At 46.5% G+C, this 18,347-nt stretch carries 14 protein-coding genes; 4 read left to right on the top strand and 10 right to left on the bottom strand.

Annotated elements, in window-relative coordinates:
* Window positions 1–166: 166 nt before the first annotated feature.
* Window positions 167–2,023, bottom strand: coding sequence for a protein kinase domain-containing protein (locus RH949_RS26905; RefSeq protein ID WP_006106259.1), 1,857 nt, complete (start codon window positions 2,021–2,023; stop codon window positions 167–169).
* Between the two features lie 261 nt (window positions 2,024–2,284).
* On the opposite strand from RH949_RS26905, the gene RH949_RS26900 reads away from it, so the two are divergent.
* Window positions 2,285–2,575 (top strand): hypothetical protein, encoded by a 291-nt coding sequence (locus RH949_RS26900; RefSeq protein ID WP_446357451.1) that lies wholly within the window; start codon window positions 2,285–2,287, stop codon window positions 2,573–2,575.
* A gap of 16 nt (window positions 2,576–2,591) precedes the next feature.
* A complete protein-coding gene (locus RH949_RS26895) occupies window positions 2,592–2,960 on the top strand; it encodes a toxin-antitoxin system TumE family protein (protein ID WP_315897244.1) in 369 nt (122 codons plus the stop codon).
* Between the two features lie 100 nt (window positions 2,961–3,060).
* On the opposite strand, the gene RH949_RS26890 is transcribed toward RH949_RS26895, so the two are convergent.
* The 4 genes from RH949_RS26890 to RH949_RS26875 all read right to left on the bottom strand — a co-directional run bounded on the left by RH949_RS26890 (window position 3,061) and on the right by RH949_RS26875 (window position 9,952).
* The gene (locus RH949_RS26890) at window positions 3,061–4,602 is read right to left on the bottom strand and encodes an HlyD family efflux transporter periplasmic adaptor subunit (RefSeq protein ID WP_446357449.1); all 1,542 of its coding nucleotides are present in this window, start codon (window positions 4,600–4,602) and stop codon (window positions 3,061–3,063) included.
* Between the two features lie 119 nt (window positions 4,603–4,721).
* On the bottom strand, window positions 4,722–7,772 hold the full coding sequence (locus RH949_RS26885) for a peptidase domain-containing ABC transporter (protein ID WP_446357447.1): 3,051 nt from the start codon (window positions 7,770–7,772) through the stop codon (window positions 4,722–4,724).
* A 57-nt stretch (window positions 7,773–7,829) separates the two neighbouring features.
* Window positions 7,830–8,567 carry a peptidylprolyl isomerase gene (locus RH949_RS26880; protein ID WP_446357445.1) on the bottom strand — a complete coding sequence of 246 codons (738 nt, stop codon included), beginning with the start codon at window positions 8,565–8,567 and terminating at the stop codon, window positions 7,830–7,832.
* A 254-nt stretch (window positions 8,568–8,821) separates the two neighbouring features.
* On the bottom strand, window positions 8,822–9,952 hold the full coding sequence (locus RH949_RS26875) for a tRNA (guanine-N1)-methyltransferase (protein WP_446357443.1): 1,131 nt from the start codon (window positions 9,950–9,952) through the stop codon (window positions 8,822–8,824).
* Between the two features lie 706 nt (window positions 9,953–10,658).
* Here RH949_RS26875 and aroF point away from each other — a divergent pair.
* Window positions 10,659–11,501: a 3-deoxy-7-phosphoheptulonate synthase gene (aroF, locus tag RH949_RS26870; RefSeq protein WP_446357441.1), complete on the top strand. Its 843-nt coding sequence runs from the start codon at window positions 10,659–10,661 to the stop codon at window positions 11,499–11,501.
* Window positions 11,502–12,006: 505 nt separating this feature from the next.
* Here the strand turns inward: aroF and RH949_RS26865 are convergent.
* On the bottom strand, window positions 12,007–12,810 hold the full coding sequence (locus RH949_RS26865) for a pentapeptide repeat-containing protein (RefSeq protein WP_446357439.1): 804 nt from the start codon (window positions 12,808–12,810) through the stop codon (window positions 12,007–12,009).
* Between RH949_RS26865 and RH949_RS26860 the strand changes: the two genes are divergently transcribed.
* Window positions 12,802–13,743, top strand: coding sequence for a phosphodiester glycosidase family protein (locus RH949_RS26860; RefSeq protein WP_446357437.1), 942 nt, complete (start codon window positions 12,802–12,804; stop codon window positions 13,741–13,743). The genes RH949_RS26865 and RH949_RS26860 overlap by 9 nt on opposite strands.
* 294 nt (window positions 13,744–14,037) lie before the next feature.
* Here RH949_RS26860 and RH949_RS26855 read toward each other — a convergent pair whose 3' ends face one another.
* From RH949_RS26855 to RH949_RS26840, 4 genes are all read right to left on the bottom strand, one after another.
* Window positions 14,038–14,583, bottom strand: coding sequence for a cytochrome c (locus RH949_RS26855; RefSeq protein WP_006106241.1), 546 nt, complete (start codon window positions 14,581–14,583; stop codon window positions 14,038–14,040).
* Between the two features lie 304 nt (window positions 14,584–14,887).
* Complete coding sequence (locus tag RH949_RS26850; RefSeq protein WP_006106271.1) at window positions 14,888–15,796, bottom strand: AAA family ATPase; 909 nt, start codon at window positions 15,794–15,796, stop codon at window positions 14,888–14,890.
* A gap of 17 nt (window positions 15,797–15,813) precedes the next feature.
* A complete protein-coding gene (locus tag RH949_RS26845; protein WP_446357434.1) occupies window positions 15,814–16,791 on the bottom strand; it encodes a bifunctional riboflavin kinase/FAD synthetase in 978 nt (325 codons plus the stop codon).
* Window positions 16,792–16,931: 140 nt separating this feature from the next.
* The gene (locus RH949_RS26840) at window positions 16,932–17,837 is read right to left on the bottom strand and encodes an MBL fold metallo-hydrolase (protein ID WP_006106272.1); all 906 of its coding nucleotides are present in this window, start codon (window positions 17,835–17,837) and stop codon (window positions 16,932–16,934) included.
* Between the last annotated feature and the right edge of the window lie 510 nt (window positions 17,838–18,347).

Raw genomic sequence — 18,347 nt, 5'->3', positions numbered from 1 at the left:
TATCTCGACTCGCCCTTTTATAACGGTACGTGGTTTCTGATCATTCCCGATACTCAGCCCAGGGCGACCCGATCGCATTAAGGGCTGGGCGGTGTGAATTGAATGCGGCGGGTCGCCCCTACCATTGGCTTTATGTAGGGCTTGCTGCATGAATATGGCGCGTTTTCTATTCTCGATTCCCATGCCGATTTACCGAACACTGGGGCGCAATATACCAAGCCCCACCCCGATTCCCACTCAAATCGCACGCCTCAATTGGACCGGCACCATTGGATTCTATATAAATTCCTTGTGCCTGATTCCGATTAATCTGACATTGCCAAATCTTAGCATTACCCTCTTTTTTAATTGTGACGCCAACTCCCCCATTTGCGCCAATATCGCAGGCGGCTAACGTCACTTTACAATCCGAACCAATAAATACGCCATCCTGCTGCATTCTATAAATTTTGCAGTGCTGTAGCGTAGGATGACTGCCTTTAAGAATATACACACCCGTATTATGATCTGATAGGGTACAGTGTTCTATTAATCCCTGACCATTCTGACTCACCAAAATCCCATACATTGCCCCTCCCTGGATCTGACAATGGCGGATTTTGGGATTCGCGATCGCGCCATGAATATAGATACAGGCAATACCGTTGGATATAATCGTACAGTCCTCTAAAATTAATTGCCCTTGAGGAATATCAATGGCATAAGGCTTCAGTAGGGGTTCACTCACCAAACGCCCAATCCCATTTGCCTGTTGTACGTTAAACCAATCTTGATGACGCAGGGTTAACCCGCGAACAGCGGCTTGTTCGGTCTGAATTTGCAGACAAGGTTGGTATCGACTTTCGATAATAATATCCTCTGGTTGTCCCTGTCCCACAATCTCCACGTCCTTATCAATTACTAAACTTTCCTGATAGAAACCGGGACGCACGACAATTCGCGTCTGAGGTTCCGCCTGTTTAATCGCATCCCGAATACGTCGATAATTCGCCTCACCCAGTTTAGCGACAATCAGTTCTTTTTTTATTGGAAGTAAGGAAGGTGTTTTAGACAGAGATAATGAAGGCGGATTTGTCACCGCCTCTAAGTCATGGAGGACTTCTGTCGCTGACTGATAACGTTGCTTTGTCGCACCTTGCAACATTTTATCCAGAATGCGACCTAACCGTTCGCTAATTGGATGGTTAAGAATATCTCGCCATACCCAAACCCCGTCATCGAATGAATAAAGATCAAAGGGATCAGTTTTGGTTAAAAGATGAATACAAGTTACACCTAAACTATAGATATCGCTAGCAAATACGGCTTTCCCGGCGGCTTGTTCCGGGGCGGTATAGCCGACACTACCAATCACGGTTCCGGTAACCGATAGGGCGGTTCTAGGGGAAAACTTAGAGGCACCAAAATCGACCAGTACCAGTTTGGGGGCAGAAGTCGGGAGAGAGGTGACTGATTCTGTCTGAGAGGTTACTGAAATTTGAGTCAGTTGAGACGGAGAAGATGGAATACGTTGAATAATATTTTCGGGTTTAATATCTCGATGAATCACCTGTTGGTTGTGGATAAATTGTAAGACGGGTAATAAATCCTGCAACAGGTTAATAATTTGAGTGTCATCAAAACTACCCTCTTGAGCCAGTTTTTCAGCTAAAGTCTGTCCCTGAATAAACTCTTGCACCAAATATTGACAACCCTCTGCTTCAAAATGTGCCAAGAGTTCTGGAATTTGGGGATGTTTACCTAATTCATCCAAGCGCACGGCTTCTTGTTCAAAGAGTTCTGCTACTTTTTGTTGGTTTTGACTTCCGTGAATATGAGGAAAAACCTGTTTAATTACACAATGGGGTTTCGAGGGTTTATATTCATCCACCGCCAAGAAGGTTCTCCCAAACCCCCCTTGACCAATTTGGCGAATAGGTGTATAGCGATCGCCTAGTCGTAATTTTGCTCCACAGTTTTGGCAAACCCTACTCCCATTCTGGTTTTGGGGAGATTGACAGGTGAGGTTGATGCAGTAACTCATGCGTTAAGGGAACAGGGAACAGGGAACAGGGAAGCTCTCCGTAGCCTCGTCGCCTCGTTTCCAGGCTTGAGAAGGGAATGCTTTTAGGGAGGCTCTGCCTTTCATACTAGCGCTAGGGATAACCGATTGAATTGAGTCGGGGCGGGTTGAGCCACATCAATGAGATAAGTTTCATCGATTGTACATAAGCAGGGTGGCTCAAAAATCGCGATCGCACTACGATACAATTAAACAACTCCTTCAAAATCTAAACAAAAGAGGATGGCTGAACTCAAACTTAGATCAAAAGATCCAGATTCTCTCAGACAAATTATTCAAAGTGCTTTGTCGGAAAGATTACATAGCATTAACGCAGGCATAAAAAAAACACAAGAACGTCTTCAAGCATTTGAAACCAATTATCAATTATCGACAGAGGAATTTATCACCCGATTTAATAATGATGAATTCGCCCATGATTTTGACTTTGATGAATGGATTGGAGAATCTCGAATGTTGACACATCTACAAAAAACCAAAGAGTCTATAGAGGAAATTGATTTTGTTGATTGAAGAGTATTTTTAGCAAATTCAGCTTTTAATTGAATCCTCTTCAATCGTACAATTATTTAATCTTGAACGAGACAAAAGAGGAATATATGAAGGTTTTATTAGAGGAAAAATTGACTTCAATGATAATTCATCACTGCATTTTCGAGAATTTGTCTATGTAGAAATTTATCTGAATAGAAAAATGTATAGTTATCAATATATAGATTCAGTAAATAATTTAATTTTTCGCTATGACAATACAGAACACCACCGAAAATTAAATCTTTCTACTTTTCCCCATCATAAACATGATGGCAGCGAGGATAATGTTATTACATCAGATGCTCCACTTTTAACTGAGGTGCTTAAGGAAGTTGAAAAAATAATACATCAACAAAACCCATGATACCAAATTTTGTATCCATAACCCTGTTATGTTTACAGACAGATTGTAGAGACGTTGCAGGCAACGTCTCTACAGGGTTTTGGCTCACCCCGACAAACGACTACCTTACCGTTTTGATACTATCAATTTTCCGCATAAACAAGTCGCTGAAGATACTAATTACAGGGCGCTTGCGGACTTTAATATTAGCGCTGATTGACATCCCCGATTGTAAGGGAATTTCTTTTCCATTGACAGATATGGTTTGTCTATCCATGCGAATTTCGGCGGGAAAACGATAGAAGGGGTAGACTTCATTGGGCGGTAAAGCATCAGAACCAATCTGGACTAACTCGCCTTTGACATCCCCAAATTCGCTATAGGGAAAGGAATCAACCCTGACATCCACGGGCATTCCTTCGTTGACAAAACCAATGTCTTGGTTAGTGATATAAACTTTGGCAACGAGTGTGTCATTCGGGACAATTTTCAGCACTGGCTCACTGGTGTTTGCCACAAATTCAGGGCTGGCTTGCAGGTCAAACACTATGCCACTTTCAGGTGCATGTAATTCCTGATTGGTTAACGTTACCTGGATTTGGCTGAGTTGACTTTCGATTTCTTGGAGTCGTTTTTGGTTTTCAACAATAATTTTGGTGAGTTGGCTGTCAATTTCGGCAATCCGTTGTTCGTTCTGGGCAATTAGCGTTTGCAGTTCTTCTTCCGATAGCGCCATGGTGTTTTGTTTGCGTTCCTGGGCTTGCTGAATCGCTTTCTCTAACCGTTCCTGTTCTTGTCTCAAACGGGCTACTTCAGCGGCGCTGCTATCAGTCTCTTGTTGCTGACGCAGATAACTCAGTTCCCCGATTGCGCCCTCTTTGAAGAGATTCTCTAGGCGATCGGTAATTTGTTGGTTAAACTCGAACACTTTTATGGCATCAACCAGTTGGATTTGAGTTTGCTCCAGTTGGCGCTTGAGTTGTTCGACTTCTAAATCGGCAGCGGCGACGCGAGAATTATATTCATCTTGGCTTGCTTGTAAGCGTTGCCGTTGTGCCAAGGTTAAACCCGTGGGATCTCCGGTGCGTTGAGCTTGATAGAAGTTCTTTTCTGCCACTAAAGCCGCCCGATTTTTGGTGAGTGAGGCAATTTGGGGCGGGAGTTTCTCTGGCAGATTTTCGGGGTCAATGGGAACGGCTTTGCCCGTCATCTGAGCCTGATAAAATTGATTTTCTTGGATTAAAGCGGCGCGAATTTGCTGGAGGGATTTAAATTGAGCTTGAGCCGCCGTTTGGTCAAAAGTGAGTAGGGTATCCCCTTTTTCGACGCGATCGCCTTCTTCAACCTCCACCGATTTAACCACCCCACCTTGAGGGGCTTGGACTTCCTTGACGGCGGCTTTGGGTTCGAGTTTGCCTTGGGCGGGAATGGCTTCTTCAATTTTCGCCAAACACGCCCAGGTGACGCTTAATGTCGTCACCCCAATAATCGCTACCACAATCATTCGGGGCCACAGGGGAGATTGTTGCAGGATAACGGGTTGATCAAATTCCGGGGGTTGATTGGTTCGACGGGTGGTTCCGGCTTTGGTTGCGGTTTTAACCGACTGTGCGGGCGATCGCGTGGCAAGGGGTTGGCTGGATGATCCGTTGCGTTGATTCATGGTATGGTTAGTCCTTCGTCATTCGTCATTCGTCATTGGTCATTCGTCCCTGTTTCCTCTCAAACCAATTTCGTCATATTGAGGTCTTGAAAAGAAACAAAGGACATAAGACAAATACCTTAAAGTTGAGCGTCTTGCTGTTGATAGAGGCAGTAGTAGCGCCCTTGCAGTGCCATCAGTTCGTCATGGGTTCCTTGTTCAACGACTGATCCTTTATCCATCATTAAAATGATGTCGCTGTTGCGAATGGTAGTTAAACGGTGGGTAATGAAAAAGACAGTGCGTCCTTTGAAGGCTTCAATTAAATTTAAACAAACTTGCCGTTCGGTGTCATAGTCAAGGGCGCTGGTGGCTTCGTCTAGAATTAAAAGTCGCGGATTTTGTAGTACCGTGCGGGCAATAGCAATTCGCTGGCGTTGTCCCCCTGATAAGGATGATCCTCGTTCCCCGACTCTTGTATTGTAACCACTAGACAACCCCATAATAAACTCATGAGCGGCGGCGACTTTAGCGGCGGCAATAATTTCCTCGGCGCTAGCATCAGGATTGGTGAGGGCAATATTATCTTGTACCGTACCATCAAACAGCAGACTATCCTGGGGTACAATGCCTACCTGACGACGCAGAGAATAGAGTTCAACTTTGGAGATATCGTAGTTGTCGATTAGAATTCTCCCGGAATCAACATCATAGAGGCGGGGTAAAAGTTTCATTAATGTACTCTTACCCGAACCACTTTGACCGACAATCCCGACAAATACGCCAGCCGGAAAATGCAGGTTAATATTGGTTAATTGCCAAGGACCACTCGTGCCAAAGCGGAAAGAGAGATTTTCATACTCCACTTCCCCTTTAATCGCAGGCATGGGAATATTTAAGCGATCCGCCTCATCCGCTTCTTGGGGGCTATCTACAATATCACTCAACCGTTCTAAAGATAGCGCCGTTTCTTGGAAATTCTGCCACAGTTGGGCTAATCGGAGTAAGGGACTGGTAACATAGCCGGAAATAATCCGGAACGCGATTAATTGCCCTAGGGTTAATTGTCCATCTAAAACCAGATAAGCACCCACCCACAGCACTAACAAAGCCGAGAGTTTATTCAAGAAATTACTCGCTGAACCCGCCGTTGTCGAGGTAAGCACCGTCTTGAACCCCGCCGATACATACCGGGCATAGCGTTCCTGCCATTGCCAGCGCGTTCGCAACTCGATGTTTTGCGCTTTTACGGTTTGAATCCCAGACATGACTTCCACTAAATAGGATTGCGTCTGGGCGTTCCGTTCAGCTTTAACCCGCAGTTGGCGACGGACTATCGGTGACACAATTACGGTTAACAGCACAAACAGGGGAATAATCGCTAATGAGACAATGGTTAGCACCCAACTATAAATAAACATGACCACGATGTACAACACGGAAAACACCGCATCTAACACCACCGTCAACGCCGTTCCCGTAAGAAACTGACGAATATTTTCCAACTCATTAATTCGACTCGCCAGTTCCCCCACTGGACGCTTTTCAAAATAGCGCAACGGTAAGCGGACTAAGTGGTCAATAATCTCCGAACCCAGATGCATGTCAATCCGGTTCGTCGTATCCACAAATAAATACGTCCGGAAACTGGTTAATAGCGCCTCAAAAACGGCAATAATGACCAGGAAAAACCCCAGTACATGCAGCGTATCAATACTGTTCTGTACGATCACCTTATCGATGATCACTTGGATCATCAACGGATTCGCCAGTCCAAATAGCTGCACAAAAAACGAGGCGATAAACACCAAAATTAAGACGCGGCGATAGCGTACCAGAGACGGGAGAAACCATTGCAAGCCAAACCGTTGTTGCGGCGTGTGCTTTGTCCGTTGTACCAGCAGCACCGGGATCGCTTCCGGTGACTGCCCGTCTTCGCTTCTCGGTAAACTATCCAGTAAATCAGCAGGTTTGCGGCGGACAATCCCCAATTCTGGCACGCCCAGCAGCAATTCCCGGGGCTTGGCTTCATAGAGAACGGCAAAGCCTTCATACCAAGGAACCAGGGCGGGGGTTTGCAGGCGACTAATCGATTGGGGCGGTACATTTACCAATTGGGCATGTAAACCGATTAAATCCGCCACCGCCCCACACAGGGGTAACGACAGCCCCCCGGTGCGCTGCATCTGTTCATTAAGTACCCGACGAATCACATCGCGGCGAAAAGGCATTTCTAAATGCTTACTCAGCATTTGGAAACAGGCTAGGGTACCATCGAGGAGTCCTTTCCCTCGGACATGGGGATATTTGCGGCGTTGGTCAGAGGTTTGATCTACGTCCTCTGTGGCTTCTGGCGGTTTATCAGGGGCATAGGGGATACTCTCGTTGCCATTGTTATCATCCAGCCAGGGGTCATCGTCGGTGGTTAGGGGGGTTTGTTCGCCAACTACTGTCACTGGGGTAGTGGGAGGTTCGGTTTCAGGTTCCCCGACTAAATCCGATTCGCGAAAGCCGACAATCCGGGCGGGGGTAGATCCTTGGATGTCCAATCCCTGAGAAATTGCCTCTGGCGTCAGCCGACTGCCCACGAGAAAATCTTGGACGACACTCCCGCCACTAACAAACCACACCCGATCTGGTGTCAGGAGTTCAGTGGCGTCTGTCATGGGATAGAGGTAACGCACCTGGGCATCTTGGTAAGCGTTTTTTGCCAGTTCTTTGAGATTCATAATCCCACTGGCTTGGCGCACCAACTCCGCGCCAATTAACTCGAAGGCTTCGATGACACTGCACTGGTTTTGGAACGCGGCGGTAGCGGTGGGTTCCTGTGCCATCAGCGCTAAAAACTGACCTGTGGGGATGGTTAAGCAAACCGATTCCGTCGATGCGATCGCGGTTTCACAAGGGATACCCCGCATCAGACTCACCCAACCCAGAATTGCGCCCGGTTTCAGCAGGTCCAGGGTGACGGGTTTTTGGGTGGTTTGTTCGTAACTTAAAAGCCGCGCCTTTCCCTCATAGAGAATCGAGATTTGAGAGGGCATTTTGTCTCGCACCAGGATCGGTTGACCCATACGATAGCGCAGCAGTTGACTTTTTTCCGCCAACTTGTTTAGCGTCGAGGCTTCAAGTTGATTGAAGGGAACGATATCTGCCAGAAAATCCTGAATCGTTGTCTTTGTGTAGGTCATGGGCAAGCCTCAGGGAATTGCATTGTAGAGACGTAGCATGCTACGTCTGGACAGGGTTTAGGATTGAATGGGTGTACCTAAGGATATCTGTTGTCGCAGTTGTTCTTTTAACCAGGTGGTAAACATTTCATCCAGAAGTCGCTGACGCATGGCATCATCTAGTTGTACGGGTAAAAACTTTTCTAAACGAATGACGATAAACCAGTCCCCCAAGCGGGTAGGGGGTAGAAGTTGACCGGGTTGGCTAACGGTTAACATTTGCGCCAAGGTGGGGTGGGGTGTACTCAGTTCCACAGGTCCGACTAATCCGCCTGTTTGCGCCTCTGGTCCTTGGGAATAATCCCTGGCAAGTTCATTAAACGATTGTTCTCCTTCTTGGATACGAAAATAGAGTTCTTGGGCAATCGCCGCCTCCTTTGTCCGAATTAGGGAATAAATGACCCGATCTAAGCGTCCTTTGCGCTTGAGGAAATAGGATTCAATCTTATGTCCCCAGGTTGCCTGTTTAAATTTTTCCAGCTTCAGTCCCCGAACCGCTAATTCTTCAACTTGTTCTAAGCTTAAGTCTTGGCGATCGCGCCACGCTTGACGCTCTTCCTCGGAAGTTAGCTGATTTTTAGTATAGAACTGCTCGCAGGCAGCATTTTTTTCTTCGTCGGTACAATCTAGGGTGGCAATGGCTTGATCAATAATGATTTCTCGCAATAACTGAGGGAGTAATTGATATTTGGCTAACAGGGGAATTACTTCTTCAGCCGTGATGGTTCGGTCGCCAACCTTTAAAATGGCAGTCATCGTGGTGAGAAGCCTCTCAAGGTAGTGTTTTCAATAGGTAATGGACTGGGCGATTTCCAAGATAACATCTTGCTTCAACTCAGCGTTATACTCTAGCACCACGATGAATTAAAAGTTTATGAAAGTTAAGATTTTTCCTTGGGGGGAGAATTTGGTTAATTTTTTTGTGCAACGGTAATAATTCGTCATTTGCCATTGCCCTACTCGCTCCCGAAAAGAAGCAAGCTACGTCCTTCGTAAGGGTTTGAAGCTTGTTAACATTTCTTAGTACAGTGTACAGAATTTAGGGCGACAGCTATACAAGTGTGAATATCGGCATTGGTTTTAATCGCTCCCGGTGTAATATGAGTCGCACAGGCGAAATATCCGCGATCGCGCAACGCCTGAATCAGATGGTCTCGTTTGGGGATATCCAAACGCCCTCGGCGTCCAATTTCCGCCAAGGTATAAAAGTAGGGCGGGAAATCGGCTTCGGCTTCCATGAGACTGAGGAGTTGTACCCGTTTTGACCAGTGCCACTTTTGAGCTAATCCCTGCATCTGTCTTAACCAAGATTGATTATGCAACAGTCCCAGCCACAGGGGACCACTCAGGGTCAGGGATTTTTGGTCATAAGCACAAACCACGCGCCCTAATTGACGCCAGGAAACAGTTTGATAATTGCCACAGTGATGACAATAACCCAGAAACCCGTAATTTTGCAGCGTCAACGGCTGGGTTTTGACCAAACGCACCATCAGGCGATAGGTTTGACCTGTAAACAGGGAGAAAATCGGCTCAATTCCCAAACCCTTGGCGATGGCTTGCTGCTGAAGTTTACCAATCACCACTCGCAATCCTTGTTCCTGGGCGGCGGGATGGTTGCGGGGATACGCCCCATAAATCCCCAAACTGCTTTCTGAAGCATGACCTGTTAGTTTACGCCCATCGGTACTGGTGAGATAGAGAAGTCCCCCTAGTTTCAGCGCCCAGAGGCTGGTATCCAGATAGGGAGTAGGGGAACCGAAACAGTCCACATCGATGAAATCGTAGTAATCTCGGCGGTTATAGCACTCAAAAAAGACCTGATTAGCGTCGAGATGGGTAAGGGTAGCTTTATGGCTGGCGATCGCGCCTGCTAAATTTTGCTGTAGAATCGGGTTCAGCTCAGGATTTCCCTCATTCACCCAGATCCAATCCGCTTGACTTTCCAAACTATAGCGTAGAGAACGCACTCCACAGCCACTCATCGCATCAATTACTCGTAAGTGACCAATTTTAGATTTATAAATTGTTGCAGCTAAAACCCCTAAATCTCGCACCACTTGCGTCCCTGGGCGATAAAACGCATTACCAATTTTAAATGTGGCTTTGCCTTCTGTATGTTCGGTTAAATTTCGGGTCATTGTTTGCGCTTTTGAGTCTTATATTATTTTTTAAATAAGTGATGTAAACAGATCCCCGACTCCTCAAAGAAGTCGGGGATCTTGCTTGAATAGACTGTACTTTATACCAAGTTGCATTCAAAGATATATAGCGGTTCTCATTTGAAAGCACTACACCCTACACCCTACACCCCACACCCCACACCCCACACCCTGTCTCTACCAAGGTGTATTGCACCCAATCGAGAAGTGCTATAACTTTATCCTCCCCCCGCTTCCCCTGCTTCCCCTGCTTCCCCAGCTCCCCCAGGTGCATGATCACACCCGTGGAAAACAGAAACTTGATCCAGATCAGGTATTGACTTAGCCACAACAGCTTGCTATCGTGTCCAGTAACAGGCATCTCGTTAACGTTTCATAAAAAGCCCTCAGCTATGCTCAACTACAACAACTACTTTTATTTTTGGTTTACGGAGGTTCACCGGAGGTGAGCAGAGTTCCTCATGGAACCTCCCCGGTGGACCGCAGAGCGAAAGCTGCGGTCTTTTTGTTTTTTAAGGAGTATCTAATGACAACCTACCTGAGTCACTGGTTTACCTTGTTTTACTTTTTTTGGTTCGGAAGCAGTTCCGGGTAGGTGATGCTGCGTTAAATTTTCTCAGAACCCGGAACCTGCAAGGAACCGGGTTTTTTTATTGTCCACTCATTGTTTAAAGGAATTAGTCTGATGTTGAATGCTACACTTGCCACTCAATCCGATCGCCAAACTCTAGTTCATCTGTCGGATTATATCGCCTTCGGGGGTGAGGAACTGGTGATTATTGCTGGTCCTTGTACGGTGGAGAGTCGATCACAGATGGAAACCGTCGCCACTCAACTGCAACGCGCCCCGGTTCAAGCGTTACGCGGCGGTGCTTTCAAACCTCGCACGTCTCCTTACTCGTTCCAAGGTTTAGGGGTAGAGGGACTAGAGATATTATCCCAGGTGCGATCGCGTCATCAGATTCCCGTGGTGACGGAAGTTATGTCCATTACCCAAATCGAGTTAGTCGCTGCCCATGCTGATATGCTTCAGGTGGGCAGTCGTAATATGCAAAACTTTGATTTACTCAAAGCCTTGGGTGAAGTTGATAAACCGATTCTGCTGAAGCGGGGATTAGCGGCGACTCTAGAAGAATTCGTTATGGCAGCCGAATATATTCTCAGTCATGGGAATTCTCAGGTGGTACTGTGTGAACGGGGGATTCGGAGTTTCGATACCTATACCCGAAATGTCTTAGATTTGGGGGCAGTTGTGGCACTAAAGCAGATGACTTCATTGCCTGTGATTGTAGATCCCTCCCATGCCACAGGCAAACGGGAATTAATTCCCGCCTTGGCGAAAGCGGCTGTCGCCGTGGGTGCGGATGGATTAATCATCGAGTGTCATCCCGAACCGGAAAAATCTGTATCGGATGCCCGTCAAGCGTTATCGTTAGACGATATGGTGCAGTTGGTTCACAGCTTACACCCCGTCGCCGCCGCCGTCGGGCGAAAAATTCCAGCCAGTTTAACGGCTGTGTCAGCTTGAGGTTTAAATTGAGTTTTCGGCTGATGCGATCGCCTCATCCCGGACTTGGAAACAGTTCCGGGATATTGTCGTTTGTCAGGTCGATTCCCTTGTCGCTGGTGGTCGAGCAAAATGAGTCATCTTGCCTAATAATGCGAGGTTTCAGGAACACTAACTGGCTTTTCGCGCCAAGAGTATAACCGTTCCGATAACGAGAAAACCAATTCCCCACCAAAGGGTGTTACCTGGGAAACTCTTGAGTAAGAGGGTTACGATTCCCGAAGTAAGAAGCGACCACCCTATTGTTGTTCGATATTGCATGAATAACAGCTAAAGCCTCAAAAATGTTGAATGAACAGGGATTTCCCCTGAGATACTGCTTAGGATAGTCAAGGAATCAGAGACAACCTCCATCAAGAGAGATAGGGGGTGCAATCGGGGTAAAAAACCCATCCCCTGATACTCCGGTAAACTATTTATTTGATTGGCATATCCCCTAAAATTGCTGATCCAGACAAGAATTGAGTTATTCGCTTTTTCTCGGCGACTTAGCTGCAAACACAGCATTCGTCAAGTTAGCACCTCTAAAGCATGTCCCCGAAAACTCTTGAATTTCTCGAATCGCGAGGATCAAGGAGTGCATTGTCAACCAGAGAAAACTCACCGATAAACAACTCCAGATAACTCCTCCAATCAGCTTTTGCACGCTTAAATACGCGATCGCACTCGTTCCCACCAGAAAGGCAAACCCATACCCCGCGACAGTTCCCGCCACTGTGATCGCAATGGCGACGAATCGACTTCTCACTTTGAAACTCACAATCGCTGCGACTATTCCTCCCAACACCGCCGCCGCCGTAGCGATTTGAGGGTTGTTGTCAGTGGTAGTTCCGGCGTAGAAGAAACTCAGCAAAGCACCAGATGCTGTTCCCGATATCACGGTTGCAATCTGTCCGACGCTAGACTTGATACCCGTAATCTCCCTAACTCCCGAACCCGCCCCAGCCATTCCCAAACTAATATATAAGGCTAGAATATAAGCCCAAGTTGAACCTCCCGAAATCTGACCCAAAGCCCCAAAAATTGTATGCGCGATCGCATCAACTGCTAATAATGCCACTATCAGCACCACCCCTAGTACCAAGATGATCTGTCTGAGTGTTTGACCCACCTTGACGCGCTCAAAATTGGCTCCTTTTAATGAAGCATAGCTAAAATCACAACCTCGAATATCTGAACCGCTAAAGTCTGCACCGTTGAGGTTTTGACCTTTAAAAGAACGGTTTCGCAAGTCTTGGTTAGTCAAGTTGAGCGAGTGCGAATGAATCATGAATCGAGAACGATGAATCACCGAAATTGGATTAACTGGAAGCAATTTTTCATCATTGCGGGTATGGGTATCTTAGCTATCCCACTAATACTTTATAGTCGGCTGATTAGCTTACGCCCACCCCGTACTGATGTGGAAAAACTCCTGTTTCAAGGTATTGTTTATAAACGTGATGTCCGATTATCACCCCGCCCACTGGTTATTCATCGTGTCACCATTGACTTGACAGCACCCGGAGTGAAGGTATTTGTTACGCCAGGAACACCAACGTCAGACAATACCGTAACCAATGCGCGAACCACCTCAGAATTTGTCCGCGAATTTAAACTACAACTAGCAATCAATGCTAACTTCTTCTATCCCTTTCGGGAAAAGACGCCTTGGGACTATTATCCTCACAGTGGCGATCGCACGACTGTAATCGGACAAGCCATATCCAATAGCAATCGTTACTCACCCCCGAAAACGAATTGGTCGGCGTTATGCTTTTTAGAGAGCGATCGCGCCCAAATCGTTGAACCGGGAAACTGTCCAGAGGGTACAGTGCAAGCGGTTGCGGGTAATCGTCTTTTTGTCAACCATGGTAAGCCTGTCATGGCTAGTTTCTCTCAGCACAGTAACACCAAACCCTACTCACGAATCGCTGTCGCTGTTGATCAACAGGGTCAAAAGTTGTGGCTGATTGCTGTAGATGGTAAACAACCCTTTTACAGCGAAGGAGTAACCTTAGCTGAATTAGCTGAAATTGTAATTAATTTAGGCGCTGATCAAGCCTTAAACTTAGATGGAGGCGGTTCCAGCACATTAGTAATGGCAACCTCATCAGGAACGACTGTATTAAATGCGCCAATTCATACCAAACTTCCCATGGTTGAACGTCCAGTTGCCAATCACTTAGGCTTTTACGCTTTACCCGCGATAGAAAATCAGTAAATCGAATTTTTGGGATATTATGTGTTATTTTTTCTCAGCTTGTGACGATAGTTAAGGCATCATTGTAGAGACGCGCCATGGCGCGTCTCTACATAAATGATGTGTCCTAACAGCCATGGCGGTTGCTATATAACCCAGTCCGCGCAGGCGGACTACCCTTCGGGAAGGCTTCGCCTATGTTTGTGTAGAAGCGATTTCAATCGCCTTAGCAAAAGGGTGTAATAAAGGCGGATTTGGTATCAGAGGCTCTATCAGTGTAAAAATGACCATCAAATCCATAATCTTTCCACATCCTTACGGTGAATCTTCCCACTCTGGTGTTAAACGCCGATAGTTATAATCTCTTGCTCCTGGATGGCAACTGATGCACCCAGCCGCCGTCAATGTCGGAGGTAAATCAACACGGGGATGAAGTGCTTTAAAATACCGTGATTCAGTCACCCGAAAGGGCGTTTGCTCATCTTCCCCTAAAGGACGAGAAAATGTTCGTAAATAATTCCAGACAATGAAGATAAACGGGCGCGGAATCTGCTCTAACCGTTGTCCATAATGCTGTTCTGGTTCTAATAGCAAAGTTTCCCAGGTTTGAGTTGGCATGACTTCTGGGGGTAAAGCAACATGACAACTGCTACAGTTTTCCAGGTACAGTTTTAATCCAGTTTGATAACGCTCTGGAATTGGGTCAATAGTGCCAATCGCCACCAGTGTTTCTGAATTCGGGGATTGGGGTGTTTCTGCTGCCCTTAAAACTCCTGCCATACCGCCGCCGAGGAGGATACTCCACACCAGTACAAGTACAAATAAGACAGCGTGCGATCGCAGATTGTGATAGTTTCTCATTCGTCATACTCGCTAAGCGAGAAGCAAGCTACGTCATTTGTCATTTTTTATTTCTGACCCTCCAAAAATGTATCAGGGTCAATTTGAGAAATTCCCTTTAGGGACAAATCGTAGGGGCGGGTTTAGGGACTTAATTCAGATATCCACCAATAAATGTTCAACAAAACCCGCCCTCCTCACCCATAAATCAACTACATCAAAAACAAAACCTCTCCTCCCCACCGATAATCGAACAGCAAAACCTACCCTTTGTCCTAACCAAGATAATTTTGTCGCTTTTATGACAATTTTCCACGAGTTCCTCTTACGGAATTGCCACAGAACGCAATAACTGTTCAACAATCGGCTTGGCTTGTCGCCCCCCGGCTGCCATGAGACGATGGGACAAAACATGAGGTGCCAACATTTTCACATCATCAGGAATCGCATAATTTCGCCCTTCTAAAAATGCCAAAGCTTGTGCCGCCCGTTGTAATGCCAAAGTACCCCGTGGACTGACTCCCAATACCACATCTTCCGTCTCACGAGATGCCCGTACCAAGTTGAGAATATACTGCTGTAACTCCCGTTCAACTTGCACCTGTTGACAAAGACGTTGTAACTCCAAAACATCCTCCGTTGAAATACAGGGTTTAAGATCCGAAAGTACCATCCCTCCCTGATGCAGTTGCAGCATTTGCAGTTCTTCCTCAGGCGTCGGATAACCCAGGGATAAAGATAGGGTAAATCGATCCATTTGCGCCTCTGGCAAGGGAAACGTGCCATGATACTCAATCGGATTTTGAGTAGCAATCACAAAAAAGGGTTGGGGAACTTTACGAGATTCCCCATCCACAGTCACTTGCCGTTCTTCCATCACCTCCAGTAATGCTGACTGCGTGCGCGGGGTTGCCCGGTTAATTTCATCAGTCAGTAAAATATTGGCAAAGACTGGACCAGCGAGAAATTCAAATTCACGGCTACTGGGATTCCAAATATTTGTCCCGGTGATATCCGCAGGTAAGAGGTCAGGTGTACATTGAATTCGCTGAAATCGCCCATCAATGGAACGTGCCAAGGATTTCGCCAGCAGAGTTTTACCCACCCCAGGTACATCCTCTAGCAAAGCATGACCGCCTGAGAGCAAAGCAACCAAGACTAAACGAATAGCATCGGCTTTACCCACAATCGTCCTAGCCAGATTTTCTTTGAGTTGCTCAATCCGTTCTCTCATTACCGTTTCCCCATTCCCTATTGCTGGGTTTCAAAAAAAGTTGTCGTCGCCGCACAGTCAGCCTGGATTTGCGTCCTTAGGTCATCTAAGGACGCAAATTTTTGTTCCGGTCGCAAAAACTGCTCTAGGCTCACGGTTATCGTCTGTCCGTATAAATCACCAGACCAATTTAGCAGGTGAATCTCAACTGTCAAGCAGGTTCCTTTGACGGTAGGACGTTCTCCTATATTCATTACACCCCATTGATCCGGGAATGAGGGACGACTGACTCGCACACAGTAAACCCCATTGCGGGGTAAAAACTTGTCGGGGAACCATTCTAGATTGGCGGTGGGAAAGCCTAGGGTTCTGCCTAATTGCTGCCCTTTGACCACTTGACCCATAATGCTGTACGGACGACCCAATAAGCGATTAGCTTTGAGGATATCTCCTTCCTCTAGGGATTGGCGAATTAAGGAACTACTGATTCGTTCACCTTGACAGGTTTGGATAGTAACAATGGTAACCTTAACCCCATAAGTGGCTGCGATCGCCTGCAAATCCTTCGCGGTTCCAGTCCGGCGATATCCGAAGCGAAAATCCTCTCCAATACTGACATGGGTGGCTCGCAATTGTTCAATTAAAATCTTGTCCACGAATTGTTCTGGACTTAATGCTGCCAATTCTCGGTCAAAGGGCAGTAGTACCAGTTGTTCAATGCCCAAGCGCTGCAACTGATCTACTTTTTCGGGCTTGGGTGTCAATAGCTTCCACGGTTGACCGGAAAAAAATTCACGGGGATGGGGATAAAAGGTTGCCAAAGTCGGATAAATATGCTTTCCTTCCCGATTAACCCTCTCTTGAGGATTTATCGGCTCAGACTGACCGGGTAAAAGGCTAGAGTGCTGCAAAATAGGATGAATGACCTGTTGATGCCCTCGGTGAATGCCGTCAAAGTTTCCTAGGGCAACAGCAGTTGGTGTTAAAGCAGTGGCAAGAGAAGAAGTAACCCACACGCTTTACATTTTTACACATTCTCGGAGTCGTGGCTAGATCTTGACCAATTCGTTGGCTTCGAGTTAAATTAGATCCCCAACTTCTTCAAGACGTCAGGGATCGGGTAGGAGAGATACAGTCGGGGATATAGCGTGCTATATTATCGAATCGAAGCTTTTGCCTCTTGTTGCAGGGGTACTGGATCGGAGACAGCCGACTCCACCAAAGAAATGGACAAGCCTTCACGAGCCATAACGGTATTGCGAAAGTGTTGAATGGCTTCTTCCCCAATTCGATCCAAGAAATCATCATTGTGTAACGGATCGTGGTGAAAGATAACCAGAGTTTTCACGTTAGCGGCTTTGGCTAACTTAATCCCTTCTTGCCAAGTCGAATGACCCCACCCCACTTTGCTGGTTGCTGGAGAATAATATTCGGTATCCGTGTAGGTGGCGTCGTAGATCAGCACATCCACATCCTGAATCAGTTTTAAGATATTTTCATCTAAACCACTGGGTCTATGTTCGGTATCGGTAATGTAGGCGGCTGCATGACCCCGCCAATTCACTCGATATCCCACCGCTTCACCGGGATGATTGAGCAGAGTATTTTCGACGGTAATCTCGCCCAGCTCAACGCTTTCACCAACCTCTAGGTCATAGAACTGCAAATCAGCTTGCATGACTTGCAACGGGACAGGAAAATTGGGATGGAGCATTTGATCGGTGAGGCGTTGCTTAATCGTAGAACCATTGGGCGCGATCGCTCCATAGATACGGAAACGATTGCTTTTGATAAACGCGGGAACAAAAAACGGAAACCCTTGAATATGATCCCAGTGGGAGTGGGTGAAAAACAGATGAGCCTCCACTGGCATTTGTGACAACATGGACTGTCCCAACACCCGCAAGCCCGTACCCCCATCAAAAATTAATCGTTCTCTACCCACTCGCATTTCCACACAAGGGGTATTTCCGCCATAGCGAACCGTTTCTGGACCCGGACAGGCAATACTTCCTCTAACGCCCCAAAAGTGAATTGTGAATCCGTTGTGCTGACTAGACATAATTTTTCCTTGCAGGCTTTTTCAGACAGTCCATTTGTTAGTGTTTTCAGGTTGATGAGGAGTCTTTTTCATCCAATTCCCACAGTCTTAACATCTCCACCGACCCGGAGTAATCATCAACATATTCTTGCTAGCGGCAGGCAACCCAATAAAACTCCCGGAGAGATTTAAATAGAATAGTCATGGTAGTTTAGGAGTTTTTCTGTTTAAGCTGATTTGAACCAGTTGTTTTGATTGTGGATGGATGAGGTTAGGGACGTCAAGTAACACGTAACGCCTGCGGAATTTATCACCAGGGAATAACTTCCGCGATCGCGATAAATCCGTTCCTGACGCTTTTGAGTTGCTCACACCGCTCATCGAAACTCTTTTGGGTCCCAAACCCTGTCTTTATAAGACAGCTTTACAATTAAATGCTGGTTTTTAAATGGATATAATCCCAGGAACCAGCAAAACCTGTAATAAGTCCCTTCGCTCACCTAGTCCAAGATGTCTTGGCATTACCCAACG

The organism is Coleofasciculus sp. A1-SPW-01 (genome assembly GCF_040217205.1).
In the GTDB taxonomy this organism is placed as follows: Bacteria; Cyanobacteriota; Cyanobacteriia; order Cyanobacteriales; family Coleofasciculaceae; genus Coleofasciculus; species Coleofasciculus chthonoplastes_A.
The sequence above is the reverse complement of the archived record's forward strand: the minus strand, read 5'-3'. Positions and strand labels throughout refer to the sequence as shown.